Source organism: Phocaeicola coprocola DSM 17136, assembly GCF_000154845.1.
In the GTDB taxonomy this organism is placed as follows: Bacteria; Bacteroidota; Bacteroidia; order Bacteroidales; family Bacteroidaceae; genus Phocaeicola; species Phocaeicola coprocola.
The window spans coordinates 27,065-45,819 of the sequence record NZ_DS981510.1; the positions used below are offsets into that span (position 1 = coordinate 27,065).

At 40.0% G+C, this 18,755-nt stretch carries 15 protein-coding genes; 8 read left to right on the plus strand and 7 right to left on the minus strand.

Annotated elements, in window-relative coordinates; translation table 11 throughout:
- Positions 1–23 precede the first annotated feature (23 nt).
- The 6 genes from BACCOP_RS17970 to BACCOP_RS17995 all read right to left on the minus strand — a co-directional run bounded on the left by BACCOP_RS17970 (position 24) and on the right by BACCOP_RS17995 (position 9,678).
- Entirely contained in the window at positions 24–1,439 is a 1,416-nt protein-coding gene (locus tag BACCOP_RS17970) for a DUF4960 domain-containing protein (protein WP_007571633.1), read from the minus strand.
- Positions 1,440–1,460: 21 nt separating this feature from the next.
- Positions 1,461–3,194 carry a RagB/SusD family nutrient uptake outer membrane protein gene (locus BACCOP_RS17975; protein WP_007571634.1) on the minus strand — a complete coding sequence of 578 codons (1,734 nt, stop codon included), beginning with the start codon at positions 3,192–3,194 and terminating at the stop codon, positions 1,461–1,463.
- 26 nt (positions 3,195–3,220) lie between these two features.
- A complete protein-coding gene (locus BACCOP_RS17980; protein WP_007571635.1) occupies positions 3,221–6,325 on the minus strand; it encodes a SusC/RagA family TonB-linked outer membrane protein in 3,105 nt (1,034 codons plus the stop codon).
- Positions 6,326–6,451: 126 nt separating this feature from the next.
- Positions 6,452–7,615: an IS4 family transposase gene (locus BACCOP_RS17985; protein WP_007564783.1), complete on the minus strand. Its 1,164-nt coding sequence runs from the start codon at positions 7,613–7,615 to the stop codon at positions 6,452–6,454.
- Between the two features lie 240 nt (positions 7,616–7,855).
- Positions 7,856–8,683: a prolipoprotein diacylglyceryl transferase gene (gene lgt, locus BACCOP_RS17990; RefSeq protein WP_007571636.1), complete on the minus strand. Its 828-nt coding sequence runs from the start codon at positions 8,681–8,683 to the stop codon at positions 7,856–7,858.
- Positions 8,684–8,778: 95 nt separating this feature from the next.
- Entirely contained in the window at positions 8,779–9,678 is a 900-nt protein-coding gene (locus BACCOP_RS17995) for a diaminopimelate dehydrogenase (protein ID WP_007571637.1), read from the minus strand.
- A 250-nt stretch (positions 9,679–9,928) separates the two neighbouring features.
- Here BACCOP_RS17995 and BACCOP_RS18000 point away from each other — a divergent pair, with 250 nt between their 5' ends.
- Together BACCOP_RS18000 and BACCOP_RS18005 are read left to right on the plus strand one after the other, a co-directional pair.
- Positions 9,929–11,146 carry a transposase gene (locus BACCOP_RS18000; RefSeq protein WP_007571179.1) on the plus strand — a complete coding sequence of 406 codons (1,218 nt, stop codon included), beginning with the start codon at positions 9,929–9,931 and terminating at the stop codon, positions 11,144–11,146.
- Between the two features lie 48 nt (positions 11,147–11,194).
- A complete protein-coding gene (locus tag BACCOP_RS18005) occupies positions 11,195–12,046 on the plus strand; it encodes a helix-turn-helix domain-containing protein (RefSeq protein WP_007571638.1) in 852 nt (283 codons plus the stop codon).
- Between the two features lie 14 nt (positions 12,047–12,060).
- Here the strand turns inward: BACCOP_RS18005 and BACCOP_RS18010 are convergent, their stop codons facing one another.
- On the minus strand, positions 12,061–12,621 hold the full coding sequence (locus tag BACCOP_RS18010) for a DUF308 domain-containing protein (RefSeq protein ID WP_007571640.1): 561 nt from the start codon (positions 12,619–12,621) through the stop codon (positions 12,061–12,063).
- A gap of 464 nt (positions 12,622–13,085) precedes the next feature.
- Here BACCOP_RS18010 and trpB point away from each other — a divergent pair, with 464 nt between their 5' ends.
- The 6 genes from trpB to BACCOP_RS18040 are packed head-to-tail and all read left to right on the plus strand — an operon-like array spanning position 13,086 to position 18,754.
- A complete protein-coding gene (gene trpB, locus BACCOP_RS18015) occupies positions 13,086–14,276 on the plus strand; it encodes a tryptophan synthase subunit beta (protein WP_007571642.1) in 1,191 nt (396 codons plus the stop codon).
- A gap of 26 nt (positions 14,277–14,302) precedes the next feature.
- On the plus strand, positions 14,303–15,703 hold the full coding sequence (locus BACCOP_RS18020; protein ID WP_007571644.1) for an anthranilate synthase component I family protein: 1,401 nt from the start codon (positions 14,303–14,305) through the stop codon (positions 15,701–15,703).
- A gap of 10 nt (positions 15,704–15,713) precedes the next feature.
- Positions 15,714–16,277, plus strand: a complete 564-nt coding sequence (locus BACCOP_RS18025) for an anthranilate synthase component II (protein WP_007571646.1) — start codon at positions 15,714–15,716, stop codon at positions 16,275–16,277.
- Positions 16,278–16,292: 15 nt separating this feature from the next.
- The gene (trpD, locus tag BACCOP_RS18030) at positions 16,293–17,288 is read left to right on the plus strand and encodes an anthranilate phosphoribosyltransferase (RefSeq protein ID WP_007571648.1); all 996 of its coding nucleotides are present in this window, start codon (positions 16,293–16,295) and stop codon (positions 17,286–17,288) included.
- Between the two features lie 54 nt (positions 17,289–17,342).
- Positions 17,343–18,137 (plus strand): indole-3-glycerol phosphate synthase TrpC, encoded by a 795-nt coding sequence (gene trpC, locus BACCOP_RS18035; protein ID WP_007571650.1) that lies wholly within the window; start codon positions 17,343–17,345, stop codon positions 18,135–18,137.
- A complete protein-coding gene (locus BACCOP_RS18040) occupies positions 18,134–18,754 on the plus strand; it encodes a phosphoribosylanthranilate isomerase (protein WP_007571652.1) in 621 nt (206 codons plus the stop codon). Before trpC ends, BACCOP_RS18040 begins: the two co-directional genes overlap by 4 nt.
- The last annotated feature ends 1 nt before the right edge of the window (position 18,755 follow it).

Sequence of the window (18,755 nt, forward strand, 5' to 3'; positions counted from 1 at the left end):
ATCGGACAATCATTATTTAATTTTTATTTTGATTCACTTGTTAAATAATTAATTGCATTCTGAGTAATCTTTGCAACATTACCATGATATGAATCTGCTGAAGTATCTACTCCATAAGAATACCAATCATAACATCCAGAACCGATACAAAGTACTCCACCAGTCGTTTCACTTGAAAGGTATTCCCAAACAACTACGGCACCATCACCGCCATATCCTAGACTTACACCACCATGACTTGTTTCCCAGCTATTCAGTTCTTCATATCCTCCCCAATCGGAACCGATGTGCCACTGAGCAGTACTATTAGTTATCCGGTAGCCTGCATCACACATATAAATTCCCTTTTTACCATCAATCGTTGATATATCCACACCTTCATAAAGAGGATGAGTTTCATGATTGGTTACAAAGAAGCTCCAAGGACCTGTAGTTATTTCACCTGTCTCTTCCGACTGTCCCCAACAGTTATTAGGAGCATTTCCATCCTTGGTAATACCCAGCTTAGCTGCATAGAACGATGCATAACGAGTCAATAACAAGCTACCTCCATTTTCATAAAATTCTTTTACCTTCGAAACTGCTTGTACAGCACTCGGGGCAGCAGCTTCAAATTTATCCATTGAATCGATACCTCCATCGATATGCAGATGCCACCACATAACCTTGCAATCATTTAAATCAACTCTTCCGGTTCGAACATCTTCAAATGAGAGGTACTGAGCATTAGGAATATTCTTCAACATCCAGTTAGCAGCTTCTTTTTCTTCTGCATTTAGTTCATCTATAGAAGAAGCCAAACCTACATATACAGCACTAGGAGAATCAGACTGTACAACAGTTACAACATAAACAGCAACTGCACTCTGATAAGTAACTGTAAACTCTACTGGACTTGTAAAATCAACAGCTTGTCCTGAAGCTGGAGAAACCATTGCTCCTTGGGTTGTTTCAACCGTAGGTATAAGACTAGTAATATCGATACTCGTCGGTACACGTACCAAAATAGAATGATTTTCTTCATCAATAATACCAGTATACTCATTATTCAATTTAAATGATGTAATTCTAGCTTCATCATGCTTTACCGTAACAGTATAATCTAAATAAGCATCACCATTTGTTACTTTTATCGTTTGAGGAAAAGAGAAATTGGCAATATCTCCAACCTTCATTGAAGCTTCAGCACCATCGGAAACTTCAATTGCCGTTACCTTCATGGCATCTGTATTATAATCGACAGGTACTCCTACTACGACAGTTTTAGTCGAATTATCAATGACTCCCTGATATTCATCGAGTTGCAATGTATTCAGCCAAGTTCGCCCGTTCAACTGAAGATCTGACGTATTATCATCATCGCATCCTGCAACAAAAGCCAAAGAGAGAAGGATGAAAAAAACTTTATTAATATATTTTATTGCATTCATAATATTCATTTATTAAGATTTACAATTAAATTACCAGCCGCCACAATTCTGTGTATAATTACCATTACTAGCACTTATCTGCGCAAAAGGTATAGGCAAGTATTCATTTTTATTTTTAGTAAACGAAGCATTTGAATAAATAGCACAATTATCAGCTTCTTCTGCATAATATTTATTCAAGACCTGATCGGCTTCCCCCCAACGTACTAAATCGAAGAAACGATCACTTTCCATAGCCAATTCTACACGACGTTCAAATTTCAACATCTTCAAAGCCTCATCCTTGGTATAAGTTCCCGTATAAGGCTTCACATAGAAAGTAACACCATAAGCAGCAGGATAATCTGCAATCATAGTAGTACTTTGACCAGCACGATTACGAACTTCATTAATCAGACTAATTGCTTCATTAAGACGACCATCATTTAATTGAATCAAGGCCTCTGCACGCATTAATAAAACATCCGAATAACGCAAAACAATATGATTCATAGGACTACCCCACCAGCCACCTTTTATCAAATAATCTCCATCTGGATCTACATTGTGCTTCAATGTTACATAATAACCATAAAGACCATTACTACGACTCCAAGTAGAAGATTTATCCATCATATAATTCTTATTAAATTCATATGGGAATCCAGGCATACCTACAGTCAAAAACAGACGAGGGTCTACATTATCAGTTGTAATATCATAATCACTATTATTAAAGGTATCAAATAACGGATGACCATCCATATCAGTTCTAAAGGCATTTACCAAATTCTGACTTGGTTTATAAAAGTCACAACCACCATCTGTCACCCCTGGAATATTAGGAACAATCAATCCAAACGACCAGTTACAATTACCATTATTTGTTCCGTCATTCATAGAATATTGCATAGCCCACAATGACTCACATCCATTCTCATACTGAGGTTCCGGACGGAAATTATTATGGAAATCAGCTTCTAAATCGTATCCGCCAGCAGACATAATAGACTTCTCAGTATACTGAACTACTTTTGCCAAGTCTTCAGTGCTAATACTTGTTACCTCATTATTTTCAGGATTATCCTGACGATAGGCCTTATACAAATAAGTCTTTGCCAAATAAGCTGCAGCTGCGGCTCTAGTAGGACGCCCTTTATCGGCTTGTGTATCCGGCAGATTATCATAAGCGAACTGAAAATCATTTGCTATCTGCTGCCAGCTTTCATCATTTGTATAAGTTGTGTTAGAAAGATTATTATATTCTTCGGGAGTAAGATTTTCATCGTTTGCCAAAACAATGTGCTTGTACAACTGCTTCAGCAAGAAGTGTCCATGTCCACGTAAGAATTTCATCTCAGCAATTCGCTGCTGCTTTAGTGGATAAGTATTCTCATCAAGCTGATTCAGTAACTGTAAAGCCGTATTAGCACGAGAAATACAATTATACAAACGCTGCCACATATCACTGATATTCCATGCAGTAGTCATGACACCTTGCGAAATTTCCAATGCATGAAAAACATCACCATCTTCTGTTCCGTTTCCACCTTTATAGGCATCATCCGAACGCACATCATAATTCCACATAGAGAATGATGAGTTAATATCTTCCGCAGATATCCACACAGCATAAGCAGAAATAACCAAATTGTCTACATAAGCGGGATTCTGTAACTGCTCGTTATCGATAGTTCCTTGTGGCACTTGGTCTTCCAGAAAGCTAGAACATCCAGAGCAAGCCAACGCAAAACCTAAAACTGTCGCATATAATAAATTTCTCATAATTTTCGTTTTAATAGTTTTTCAATTTAAAAGCTAACATTAATACCAAAAGTTAAGTTCAAAGGAATCGGATAACCATAATTTGGATTTTCCGGATCAACTCCTGTAAATTCTTTACTCTTAATAGTAAGCAAGTTCTGTGCACTTAAATAAAGGCGTAAACGTTCCATTTTCATCTTCTTCGCAAAATTCTGAGGAACATTGTAACCTATCTGAAGGTTACGTAATTTCAAGAATGAACCATTTTCCACAAAATAGGTAGATACACGTTTTTCATTATTGACATCATCACGTGACAATGCTGGAATATCCGAATCAGGATTAGTCGGCGTCCATGCATCAAGCACTCGTTTTCCTTTATTTAAGAAACCAATATTCAGCCCACTCCATAAGTCTGTTTCCTTTTTTAAATCACTAATTACATCAACTCCCTGCACGCCTTGCCAAAACATTGTCAAGTCGAAATTTTTATACTCTAAATAGATATTCAATCCATAACTGAATGCTGGTGTCGGATTATAAATCCACTGCTGATCCTTTTCGTTGATAACACCATTACCATCCAAATCACGCCAGCGAATACGTCCCAAGCCAGCACCCTCTTGAGTTGCGTGATTATCAATTTCTGCCTGTGATTTGAAGATACCATCTGCCACATATCCTACCTGTGCACCATTGGGATGCCCAATTACACTTTCTACCCCATTACCTCCAAATGTACCGTTTGCAGCAACTGTTGCAGGAAGAGCAGTTATCTTATTACGATAAGCAGAGATATTACCATTCAAATCGTATTTCAAGCCAAATGCTGTCGTATTACGATAACCTAAGTTCAACTCGAAACCTTTGTTTTCCATTTCTCCGGCATTAATCCACTGAGTGCTGCCTTCACCCATAGCTGCAATACCTGCCATTTGAACAAGAATATCTGTTGTTTTCTTATAGAACCAGTCGAATGATCCATATAAAGTCTGATCAAACAAAGAGAAATCAAAACCCAAGTTTGTCTGAGTGGTAGTTTCCCATTTAATATCATCGTTTCCAATCTGGTTACGTTTAAATCCAGACTGAAGAATACTACCTCCATTTGTGCCAGCAATATCATAAGAAGTTCCGTAGCTTTGTCCTCCAGACTCAGTTACACCATAATTAGGAACATAAATAGTATAACGAGCTATATTTGAAATTTCTTGATTACCTGTCTGTCCCCATGAAGCACGAATTTTTAAATCATTCAGCCAAGTAAGCTCCTTCATGAATTTTTCATTGCTAATACGCCATCCCAATGAAACAGACGGAAATGTAGCATAACGATTATTTTTACCAAAACGAGAGGAACCATCACGACGAACAGTCAAAGAAAATAAATATTTATCATCATAGGTATAGTTTAATTTACCAAAGAAAGAAACCAATGAATAACCTTCACCCGATCCATAAGCCTGAGCTGTTCCTGTACCTGCATTAGGCCACATATAATCAGGATTTAATATACTATAATCTTCTTTATAACCAGAGAACCAACTATCATCTTCACGATTCAATTCCATACCAACCATCACGTCGCCACGATGTTTACCTACTTCTAAATTATAAGTAGCAACAGCGTTCCACATCCATTTTGTCCAATGTTCTTGTTTTGCTTCTACTGCATTTTTATCATTTGCAACATTTCCTTCTGTAATAGGATAAGTAAAAATACGTTGTTGCTTTTGAGAATAATCCAAACCAAATGTAGAACGGATATTAAAACCTTTAAACGGATTTAAATTAATATATGCATCTCCGAACATACGCCAATAAGTATAACGATTATCCGAATTTCTATCCAAACGCGCTACAGGATTTTCACGGTCAGGATAACCACCTACAGGTCCCGCATAATTACCGTTAATATCATAAACCGGTAAAGAAGGATTAAACTGTAATACATTTTGCAAGAAACCTTCTGGAGCCTGTACTTCAGAAGTACGGTTCAAAGTGAAATGCTCTCCAACAGTCAATACTTTTCCAATCAGGTTATAGTCTGAATTCATACGAGCAGAGAATCTCTCAAAATCAGTATCTTTTATAACACCCAGATTCTTATAATATCCAAGAGAAAAGAAAGAAGATCCTTTTTCCGACCCATTACTTACTGATACATTATATTGCTGAATAACACCTGTACGAGTCGTTTCATCAAACCAATCTGTGTCTGCTGACGGAACTGTGTTATTAGAGTCAAGAAAACGAGACATACTAATACTGTTCAATTTTGGATAGCCATTACTATCATATCCCCAATCATATTTATATCCCAAGGGGTTAGTATTTGGGTCCTGACCACCATTTACATAAGCCTGCCACATTGCCTGACCATATTCTTCTGCATTCAATACCTCCATTTTATTATTATACATAGAAGCAGATACCGACGCGTCAAAATTTATTTTCAACTGACCTTCTTTTCCTTTTTTAGTTGTAATGATAATCACACCATTGGCAGCACGAGAACCATAAATAGAAGCTGAAGCCGCATCCTTTAAAACTTGAATTGATTCTATATCATTACCATTCAATTCATGCATTCCACCTTTAGTAGGTACCCCGTCAATAATATAAAGAGGGTCATTGTTATTTAATGTACCAATACCACGAATACGAATTGTTGTTGAACCACTAGGATTACCATCGGCCGTAATATTCATACCAGGAACACGACCTTGCAAAGCTTTCATCGGATTATTTTCATTCTGCTTAGATAAATCATCCATACTAACAACAGATACGGCACCGGTCAAATCTGCCTTACGCTGAGTAGTGTAACCTGTTACAACAACTTCATCCAGCACTTCTGTATCTTCTGCTAAAACAATATTCAATACAGTTTGCGCTTTTACGACCTGACTTTTGAAGCCGATATAAGAAATTGAAATTTCCGCACCTTGCTTTACAGTTAAAGAAAACTTACCATCAAAATCAGTAATCGTACCGTTAGTCGTACCCTGTTCAAGAATAGTTGCCCCGATAACAGGCTCTCCATCAGATTTTGAAACTACTGTTCCAGACACTTGCAAACTTTGTGCTTGCACAACCATACACACCATGAAAAGGAGTGCTAAAAGAAATGTTCTTTTTATGCTTTCCATTTACAAATAGATTAAGTTTAACTTATCACAAATCTCACACTGCCGTTCAAAACGGTATTGCAAATGTATGTAGAGCTTAATAAAAGGAATCATTAGTGTCCCGTTAAAATCGGGACGAATTAAATATTAATCAAACAACCCCGGGAAAAGGGGATTTAATTGCTCTTTGACATCATTGAAATTAGTCTTATTGAACAACTCTTGTAAAGGTGTTTTATCCGTTAATGAAATGCTCAAAATCTGTAGGACCTCATAGGTCGAACGGCTTAAGTGCAAATCATGTTGGATAATAGCTACCAAACAATAAGTGATAATAGCCACACTTATCTGAATACGGACTGCGTTTTCTGTGGTGCCCCAGAACCTTTTGATTTTAAGGTGCTGCTTCAACCATTTGAAGAACAGTTCTACAAGCCATCTCTTTTTATAGAGATTAGCTACATCAAGTGCAGATATATGTTTGGCATTTGTCAGGAAGGTAAATTCACGATCATCTTCTTCATCATAGAACCTGATAATCCTGAATGATTCCGGATACTTCTTTTCAGAGGTATATCCTGATAATTTCACTTCAGCATCAGATAGTATATTCTTTGGTAGTCTGCGTTTCCATTTGCAGAACTTAAATTTAAGATTCGACTTGGCTCTTACGACAAAGAAAGAGCCAGTAAGATGAATCCGATATAGTTCCTTAAACGAATCATACGCTCTATCAAAAATATAGTATGCATTTGGTTCATAATGAATTGCAGACATTGCTGTTGAGTCATGTTTTGAAGCTGTGGTTACTGTAAAAAAAGCCGGAACCTGAGCCTCAATGTCATAAAGGACATGTGCCTTGACTCCACCTTTTTTACTTCGAAATTTAGCCCAAGGAAATGTTGCCAAACATAACGGAATGGTGGTTGAATCAAAAGCGTACTTCTTTCCTTCGATATCCAGAATATGAGTAGCTCGTTTATCACTGGCTTCTTTCATCATGAAGAATGCAAAATCTTCAAAGATTCTGTAATCCCTATTTTGGTTAGCTGATGCAAGTGTGGTTTTGGCCAAGGGTTCACGACCCAATCCCAAATGATAACACTTGGCTTGATGTGCTTCCAATGCAACAATCAGGTCGCGTAGGCTCTCACGATTGCTTAGCTGTCCGAACATCATAGCAAGAAGCTGGTTCCAGCAAGTGAAATGTTTGACGTAACGATTTCCATCGTATTTGTCCACGATTCTTCTGAATTTATTGTTGTTCAAAAACTCTACCAATTGAGCGAAAACATATTTGTCTTGATTCATTTGAAGCCATTTGATTTGGTTTCAAAGGTACAATTTCAAATCGTCGCGCTTTACAAATAGAGTATAATAAGCTATATTTCAGTTATTTCAAAGAACTATTTATCCACTTTTACGGGACAGTAATGAAAAGGAATATAATAAATGTTTCATCCTCGATTAAAAATGATACATGCAACATTTTTAATCGAGGATGAAACATTCTTACTCAAAGAACGGAATTTCGTTCTATTGTTTTTTATTTTAGAAAGCCTCCTTACGTTTCTTACTTGTAGCTATCAGATATATACCTAACAAAATAAGAGGCAGACTCAGCAGTTGTCCGATATTCAAAGTCATATTCACTTCTTCTGCAACTTGCGGATTTTTCATAAATTCCAGTCCAAATCGTGCACCAAAGAAAATCAAGAGAGAAACTCCAGTTATCAGACCTATCCGCTTTTGAAGGTGAAATTTGTAATACATCAGCCATGAGGTTACTAAGGCTATCAAGCAATAGAGCATTTCGTATATCTGTGTAGGATGACACGCTTGAGCTTCTCCATTCTGATTATACAAAGCTTGCCATTCACGAGAACGCACAAACTCAAATCCCCAAGGTAATGTAGTCGGGAAACCGAATATTTCCGAATTCATCAGATTTCCGAAACGGATACACATGCAGACCACAGCTACCGCTGGAATCATACGATCGAAAAGCCACCACACATTTTTTTTCGTAACTTTCTTTGAGTACCAAACCAAAGCCAAAATCAAGGCAAATACTCCTCCATGACTGGCAAGTCCTCCTTTCCAGATTTTCAAAATCTCCAACGGATGTGCTCCATAATAATCCCACTCATAAAATAAGCAATGTCCTAATCGAGCTCCTATTACACTACTTACTATACAATATACAAACAATTTATCTGCCCAATAGTCAGGATATCCTTCTTTTTTAAATAAACGCGATACTATTTCATAAGCGAAAATGAATCCGAGTCCCCACATCAATCCATACCAACGAATTTCAAGGGAGCCTAAATGTACCAGAACAGGATCTACATCCCAAACAATACTTGCTAACGTCATAATTTATATTTCTTTGATATAGCCACAAAGGAACAAAAAAAATCTCTTTCCCGAAACGATACAGGAAAGAGATTTCAAAGTTATCTGAAAATTAATTATACCAAATGAGCAATCAGTTCTTCACGGTCACCTTCCAACAAATCGATAACCGGAACTTCAATCATTGTATAGCATCCCGGCTGCTGTTTCATAGAAGCACGGGCAACACATACCAATACTTGAGCTGTAAGAGCCGGATTGTTGATCTTCATATCGAATTCGAACAACTGATTATGTGTCTTTCCAGATACACCCTTACGTACCAAGTTAACGCCATGACCAACATCATTCAAATCGTCTACACAAGGAACCTGAATTACATGAGTCTCGTCATTCACAAAATAAGGATCAGCTTTGATAGCAGTTTCTACAGTCTTGAAGTCTGCACCTTCTTCCAGTTCCACATAAACCATACGGCGATGAATACCTGTTCCAACTGGAATTGTCATAGACAGTGCATCTTTCACGCCAGCAATAGCACGTACAGCTACAGAGTGTCCCATACTACGTCCCGGACCAAAGTTTGTATAAGTAATACCTTTAGGAGCAATAGCCTGCAACAAAGCGCGAACTACAGAATCACTTCCCGGATCCCATCCTGCAGAGATGATAGATACAGCGTTGTGAGCTTTTGCTGTTTCTCCCAAAGAACGACGTAAATCTGTTATTTGTGTATGGATATCAAAGCTATCTACAGTATTAATACCCAAAGCCAATATTTCTTTTGCATACTTTTCTACGCTACGGGTTGGAGTAGCAAGAATAGCAACATCAACATTCTCCAATTCTTTTATATCCTTTACTACCGGATAGTTAGCCAACTCTGCCGGCTTGTTTTCAGCTCCATTACGACGTACAATACCTGCAACTTCGAAATCAGAAGCAGCTTCGAGTGCTTCCAATGTAAACTTTCCAATATTTCCGTAACCTACTACGGCTGCTCTAATTTTTCCCATATTATTTTTGATGTTTGAATTAATCAATACTTCGGTAAATTTTTACCGAAAGATTAAAAGTTAAACAACAGAACCGGCAAAAGCTGGTTCGGAAACACTAAAGAGGTCATTGAAATGTTGTCAAAAACGAATGGTTAAGCATGAAGAAATGTGCTGAAAAAGGAGAGCTAACATGCTGATAATAAAGGATGAAAGTATTGCATGATTCGTTATTTCTTAGTAAATTAGAAGTCTCTGAACTCTTCTGATTATGACTAAAGAAACACTCCTTATGCAATACCAATCCGAGTGCCTGTCGGCTCTCAAATCAGTAGCGAATATACAAAAACCTTTTGAAAAAACGTTCATGGACACCATGAAATTATTCATGGCCATCCCGGATCGTATAAACTTCCTCCAATTGGGCAGATATGGCTGTTTCTCAGAACAGACTTATCGTAACCTTTTTGAGCATGAAACTTTCGACTGGTTTGCGTTCAACGGCTCTATCATCAGCAAGCATCTCACAGGCAAAAGAAAAGCCATCGCCATCGATCCTTCCTATATTCCCAAATCAGGCAAGAAGACACCTTGGATAGGTTACTTCTGGTCTGGTTGTGCAGGAGAATACAAGCGTGGACTGGAAATCATGGGCATCGGTGTCATTGACATCGACAATCATGAATGCATGACTTTAGGTTCCATTCAGACGCCGGATTGTAAGACCTTGGATAATATGGACAAGAGCCTCGTTGACTGGTACAGCAGCTATCTTATCAGTAGAAAAGACAAGCTACAGAGCCTGTCCAGAACGGTGGTTGCAGACGCATTCTTTTCCAAGGAAACATTCATAACACCTATGTGTGAGAACGATTTCCATGTCATCAGCCGCTTTCGGAATGACGTAATCCTGTACTATCCGACATTGGAGCAGAAAACAGGAAAACGTGGTCATCCCAAGTGGTTTGACGGCAGGATTGACTTTGCCAATCTGGATTTGACCCGGTGCAAGGAATACGAGGTGAACAAAGGAAAGCTATACGGATTGAGGGTATATGCAAAAGCTCTCAAAAGGTATGTTTCCTTAGCCGTCTGGTATCCGATGGACGGGAGGACAGACAAGTGGCAGCTTTACTTCTCTACAGACGATTCCATGGATGGACGTGAGGTGCTGGATTATTACAGAACCAGGTTCCAACTGGAATTTTGCTTTAGAGATGGCAAGCAGCATGCAGGAATCACCAACTGCCAGTCAACCGACTTCAGGAAGTTGGATTTTCACTTCAATGCATCGCTCGCAGCTGTCAACTTGGCCAAAGCGGCATGTAAGAGGCTCGGAATAGCCTATTCCATATCCTCTTGCAAGTCATTCATACACAATGCTTATATGCTTGAACGATTTATTTGCGTGTTCGGGATTAACCCAGACATGCAAGTTATTGACAAACTTTTCAAAGAACTCATTTTATTTACTGCCAGAGCCGCTTAGGCTTGGCGAATTTTTAACGAACTATTAATTATTATAAAGGTAAGATAAATGAAACGAATAAACTCATTAGAGTCTCTACCAGAAAACATAGATATATTGACGGGTATTGACCTTATAGGCAACATAAAAAGGCTTTTTAAGACTCCTGCCCAGATGCCTGGATGCCTGTTCTTGTTGTGTATCCGAGGAAACTGTTCTATTACTATACATTTAAGCAAATATGAACTGAAGAAAAATTCCATAGCTATAATTTTCCCGCATCAGTTTGTACAAGTCATGGAAGAAAGCAATGACTGTCGCTTTATATTTGTCGGATTTTCAAAAAAGTTAATCCAAAGTCCTCCTTTATTCTCTCGAATGATAGAATACACCCCCTCCATTTTTGAGAAACCGGTAATAGAGCTAAGACCTGAAGTAGCAGAAATATTTTATGAATACTTCAAAGTCTTGACAAAGGCGATGAGACTGCCCAACAGTTTTATCAAGGACGAACAGGCAGATCTTATTTGCAGCCAGCTGATTATGGGATTAGGAAATATTTATAAGCAAGGAGAAAGCAACGAACGTCCGCATTATAACCGAAATCAGGAGATTGTAAAAGAGTTGGTACGCGTTGTGATAGAAAATTACAGATCGGAACGTAATATATCTTTCTATGCCGAGAAAATGCATCTTTCACCTCAGCATCTCAGCACTACCATAAAGAAAACTACGGGAAAAACGTTGACTGACATTATTTCGACTTTCGTCATACGGGATGCTCAGGCAAAACTCCGTTCTACCGAACTCACTATCCAAGAGATAGCCTATTCACTCAATTTCCCCGATATCTCATTTTTCGGGAAATATTTTAAGCGATATACAGGCATGTCGCCCAAACAATATCGGAATATGGAATAGTTGGAAAAATCCAACTATTCCTCTATAATTGTTACATCTGTGATATTCTTATTCCGTTTGCGGTGATAAAACAACAAGCGAATCAGATCGTTTACCGCATATACAATGGCTGTTACTCCCAAAACAATAAACGGAACGGTAGCTGCCTGGAACGGATTGAACAAAATAACAACACCAGATGCCAGAATCAACACAGAAACCAGATAGAAAAGAAGAGGTACCTTTACCGCTTGACGCACAGATATAAAGTTTATCAGCTGTGACAATCCTCCTAACACAAGCAGCGCTCCAAGCAAGTACATTAAGATATTTACAAAAAATTCCGGCATTATCATCAGCCAAAATCCCAATAAAGTACTTCCCAATGCAACAATAGGAAATGACCTGCGCATTTCTACATCCTTATGTCGGGAAGCAGCATAGTAAGAGAATAACCCAAACAAACCTGGTAACAAGAAAAGTACTCCTACCGTTATTACTAAATAAATAATAGCGGCTTCAGGCCATACAACTAGCAAAATTCCGATTGCCAATGCACATAAGCTACTTATCGCAGCATAATTCAATGATTTCATACACTTTTAATTTATTATCTATTACGAATATATCTTATTCTATCTATATAAACAAATAAAAACACCAATTTACCTAAAAGACTGTCACTTTTTTAAAGCAAGTCTATTCTCGTCCTTCTGATACCCCATTAACAGAACTCTTTACACTCATCAGCCAGTAAGGTAACCAGGAAATTTTATAGTTTTCTTCTGTTAAATTCATAAAAAAAGTAGTTTTTTACTTGCAAATCCGCAAATTATCTCTACTTTTGCAACATACAAACAAGTTATAGTTCACGTGTTATGAAACAAACAATGGTAAATACATTTTTCTGGTGGCACCTCTTGCAGCTTCAAAAAGTCGTAAGGGAACATCAGTCATGTGTATATATACCATAATAAATATATAGTAAAAATATAGCAAAGGGCTGTCGTACTTACGACAGCCCTTTTTGTTTTTTATCACTTTCCAACAGAATAATTTTATGAAAACTTATCAAGTAGACAAAAACGGTTTTTACGGAAACTTCGGCGGAGCATATATTCCCGAAATCCTCCATCAGTGTGTACAGAATCTGAAAAACGCATACCTGAAAGTCATGGAAACAGAAGAGTTCAAACAGGAATTCGCTCAACTTCTCCGCGACTATGTAGGACGTCCATCACCCCTGTATCTGGCAAAACGGCTTTCCGATAAATACGGATGTAAAATCTATCTGAAACGGGAAGACCTGAATCACACAGGAGCGCATAAAATCAACAATGCCATCGGACAGGTACTTCTAGCACGCCGCATGGGCAAAAAACGTATCATTGCCGAAACCGGAGCCGGCCAACACGGTGTAGCCACTGCTACTGTCTGTGCGCTAATGGATATGGAATGTATCGTATACATGGGAAAAACCGATGTAGAGCGCCAGCACATTAACGTAGAAAAAATGAAAATGCTGGGAGCAACAGTACGCCCTGTCACTTCTGGCAACATGACATTGAAAGATGCTACAAACGAAGCAATCCGCGACTGGTGCTGCCATCCGGATGATACGTACTATCTCATTGGCTCAACCGTAGGTCCTCATCCTTATCCCGATATGGTAGCCCGCTTGCAATCTGTCATCAGCGAAGAAATAAGAAAACAACTTTTGGAGCATGAAATGCGAGATTATCCGGATTACCTGATAGCATGCGTCGGAGGAGGCAGCAACGCTGCCGGTACAATTTATCACTACATCGATGATGAACGTGTAAAAATCGTTCTGGCAGAAGCTGGTGGAAAGGGTATACACAGTGGTATGTCAGCGGCAACTATTCAGCTGGGGCGCCTAGGCATCATCCATGGTTCAAAAACATTGCTTATACAGGACGAAGACGGACAGATTATCGAACCTTATTCCATATCTGCCGGACTAGACTATCCGGGCATCGGTCCCATGCATGCCAATCTTGCCGCACAACATCGCGCCACCGTATTGGCCATCAACGACGATGAAGCAATTAGTGCAGCCTACGAACTGACCAGACTCGAAGGAATCATTCCCGCATTAGAGTCGGCACATGCACTGGGAGCTCTCAGCAAAATCAAATTCAAGCCCAGCGATATTGTTGTCCTGACTGTTTCAGGAAGAGGTGACAAGGATATCGAAACCTATTTAGATAATCAACCCTATAATGACTAAGTCACAATTTTATAAGTTACAATACAATGAAAACATATACATATCATACAGCACATAAAGTATTGTTAGGCGATTTACATACTCCGGTAAGCACCTATCTCAAGGTACGCGATCTCTTCCCTCAAAGCGCACTCATGGAGAGTTCCGACTATCACGGAAGCGAAAACAACCGTTCGTTTATTGCCTTCAATCCGATAGCAAGCATCAGTATCAATCATGGAACAGCAACTATGAATTTTCCCGATGATACCTGCATGGAAAAAGAACTTGGTACAAACTTTACGGCAGAAGATGCCATCAACGGTTTTCTGTCGTGCTTCAGTATAGAAGGAGAATACTCTCATTATTGCGGATTATATGGATATACCACATTCAATGCCGTACGTTACTTCGAAGACATACCGGTAAAAGACAGCCACGAACCGAAAAATGATGCTCCGGAAATACTTTACATTTTATACAAATACCTGATTGTCTTCAATGATTTCAAAAGCGAAATGGTATTGATCGAGATGCAGGACAGTCAGGAAAAAAGTCACATAGGTGAAATAGAGAAAGCTATAAACAACCGAAACTATACGACTTATGATTTTCATCCTACAGGTGAAACTACCAGTACACTGACCGATGAAGAACATAAAGCCAATATCCGCAAAGGCATAGCACACTGTATGCGGGGAGATGTCTTTCAGGTAGTTCTCTCACGGCGATTTATTCAAAAGTTTCAGGGAGACGATTTCAAGCTGTACCGTGCACTGAGAAGCATCAATCCGTCACCATATCTGTTTTATTTTGACTTCGGAGGCTTCCGCATCTTCGGTTCATCTCCAGAAACACACTGTAAAGTAGAAAACGGACAGGCTACTATCGATCCGATAGCCGGAACTACCCGACGCAGTGGAGATAAAGAAACAGACAGCCAACTGACAGCTTCACTGCTTGCCGACCCGAAAGAGAATGCAGAACACGTCATGCTGGTCGATCTGGCACGAAATGACCTGAGCCGCAACTGCCACAACACACATATTGAGTTTTTCAAAGAGCCTCAATATTACAGTCATGTTATTCACCTGGTAAGTCGTGTAAGCGGAACACTCAGTGAAACAACCAATTCGGTACGTACATTCATCGATACCTTTCCAGCCGGAACATTGAGTGGTGCTCCCAAGGTACGTGCCATGCAGCTCATCAGTGAAATAGAACCACATAATCGTGGCGTATACGGAGGATGTATCGGATTTATCGGACTAAACGGCGCGCTAAATCAGGCCATTACCATACGTACTTTTGTAAGCCGCAATAATGAGCTTTGGTTTCAGGCGGGAGGCGGCATTACAGCATTAAGCAATGAAGAGAATGAATTACAAGAAGTAAACAACAAGCTGGGAGCTTTGAAAAAAGCGATCCTTCTGGCAGAACAATTATAATCATCCGACAATGAAAATAGTTATCATAGACAATTATGACTCGTTTACCTATAATCTGAGTCACCTGATAAAAGAGCTTGGAGCAGAAGTAACGGTACTACGAAACGACTGTTTCCATATAGAAGATTTAGAGAAATTCGACAAGATAGTGCTTTCCCCAGGTCCGGGAATCCCCAGTGAAGCAGGTCTGCTGCTGGATGTCATTAAAAATTATGCCGATCGAAAGCCTATTCTAGGAGTCTGTCTTGGTGAACAAGCCATCGGAGAAGTCTTCGGAGGCAGCCTGATAAACCTCGACACAGTATTCCACGGCATACAAAGTCCGGTAGAAATCGTTGCAGACGACTATATCTTCTGCGGATTACCCCATGAAATACCCGTCGGACGTTATCACTCGTGGGTAGTAGACACAAAAGATTTTCCCACTTGTCTGGAAATTACAGCCAGAAGTCGCGAAGGATATATCATGGCATTGCGCCACCGTCAGTATGACATCTGCGGAATACAGTTTCATCCGGAATCTATACTTACTCCCGATGGCAAACAAATGATACAAAACTGGTTAAACCACTAAAAAACAGCTACTACAATGAAAGAAATACTCATACGGCTTTTTGCTCACGAAGAGCTCTCGCACGAAGAGGCATGCAATCTGATGAAAGGCATCACACGTGGCGACTACAATGAAGCGCAGATTGCTTCGCTGCTCACCGTATTCCAGATGCGTGGAATAAAAGTAAACGAACTCACCGGATTTCGTGAGGCATTGCTGACAACACGTGTTCCGGTAGATTTCTCCGATTTCCAGCCAATAGACATTGTCGGTACAGGAGGTGACGGAAAAAATACGTTTAATATCTCTACTTGTGCCTGTTTCATCGTTGCCGGAGCCGGATATGCCGTAGCCAAACACGGAAATTACGGCGCAACCTCAGTAAGTGGAGCGAGCAACGTAATGGAACAGCACGGGGTGAAATTTACCAACGATGAAAGTAAACTTCGCCGTTCCATCGAAACATGCGGCATGGCATACCTGCATGCCCCTCTCTTCAATCCGGCCATGAAAACGGTTGCTCCGGTACGGAAAGCTCTGCAAGTACGAACATTGTTCAATCTGCTAGGTCCGCTTGTAAACCCATGTCTGCCGGCCTTTCAGCTGCTAGGTGTGGCCGATCTTCCCCAAATGCGGTTATACACCAATACCTTGCAGCGTCTGAATATCGGTTTTGCCGTAGTCAACAATCTCGACGGATATGATGAAATTTCCCTAACCGACGAATTTAAAGTCATGACCAATCGTTATGAAACAATTTACCGTCCCTCAGACCTAGGATTTACTATCTCACGAAAGGAAGAATTATACGGCGGAAGAACTCCGGAAGAAGCTGCCAGCATATTCGACAATGTCCTGCAAAACCGTGCTACAAAAGCCCAGACAGACTGTGTTCTGATAAATGCTTCGTTCGCCATACAAGCCCGCGAGCCACAAAAGCAAATAGAAGAATGCGTATCAATGGCCAGAGAATCACTGGAAAGCGGACGGGCTTGGAACACATTCTGTAAATTCGTCAGCATGAACAGCTGAAAACATCCGCACATTTTTATAAAAACATCACCATATTTTATAATAAACATCACCATGAATCAAGATATACTGACCGACATCATCGCCCATAAAAGAAAAGAAATCGCCATACAGGAAGCTGCTGTTTCGGCTTCGTTCCTCGAGAACCATATTGGAGGAACTACCGTTACACGCAGCATGAAACAAAGTCTGACAGCCTCATCCACAGGCATCATTGCCGAGTTCAAACGCAGGTCGCCATCGAAAGGATGGATAAACCGTGAAGCCGACGCATCGATCGTGCCTCACAGCTACGAACTGGCAGGAGCTGCTGCATTGTCTATTCTGACAGACGAACTGTTTTTCGGTGGGTCATTGAAAGACATTCGTAATGCCCGTCCTACGGTAAATATCCCTGTGTTGCGCAAGGACTTTATCATCAGCCGATACCAGTTACTGCAAGCCAAAGTGGCACAAGCTGACGCCGTGCTGCTAATAGCCGCAGCACTTAGCAAAGACGAATGTATGAGCTTGGCAAAAGAAGCACATGCATTACAACTGGAAGTATTACTCGAAATCCATACCGAACAAGAAACAGACTATATAAACGAATATGTCGACATGATAGGAGTAAACAACCGCAACCTGGGAACGTTTCATACCGATACGGAGAACTCCTTTCGCCTTGCAGAGAAATTTCCCAAAGATAAAGTTCTGGTTTCGGAGAGTGGCATTTCCAACCCTGAAACAGTCATCAAGCTACGTGAAGCCGGTTTCCGAGGTTTCCTTATCGGAGAGAATTTTATGAAAACCGAAAATCCCGGAAAAGCTTTAAATGAGTTTATAAACCAACTTCAATCTGCCTTATGATAGTAAAAGTATGCGGCATGCGGCAGCCTGAAAACATCAGAGCAGTGGAACAGGCAGGAGCCAACTGGATAGGATTGATCTGTTACGACCGTTCGCCCCGTTTTGTTTCATCGGTTCCTTCATATCTTCCGCAACACTCAAAACGTATAGGAGTTTTTGTCAATGAAGATTATGCAGGCATTACACATCGTGCACACGAGCTGAGCCTTGACTATCTGCAACTGCATGGCAAAGAAACACCTGAGCTATGTAAAAAGCTGCATGAAGAAGGTTTCAGACTTATCAAGGCTTTCGCCCTTCGAAAAGCATCCGATTTGGAGTGTACCTATGCATATGCTCCTTACTGTGATTATTTCCTTTTCGACACTCCCTGTCATGGATATGGAGGTTCAGGACAATCTTTCGACTGGAGTATATTGGGAAATTACAAAGGTGACACTCCTTTCCTCTTAAGCGGAGGCATACGTCCGGAAAGCTTGCCTGCCCTATCCGGTTTCCATCATCCACGCTGGGCCGGCATTGACCTGAACAGTGGATTTGAAACTGCTCCGGCACAAAAAGACGCAAAGCAACTAGCTTCTTTTATCGAACAATTCAGACTATTAACCAACAAATAAA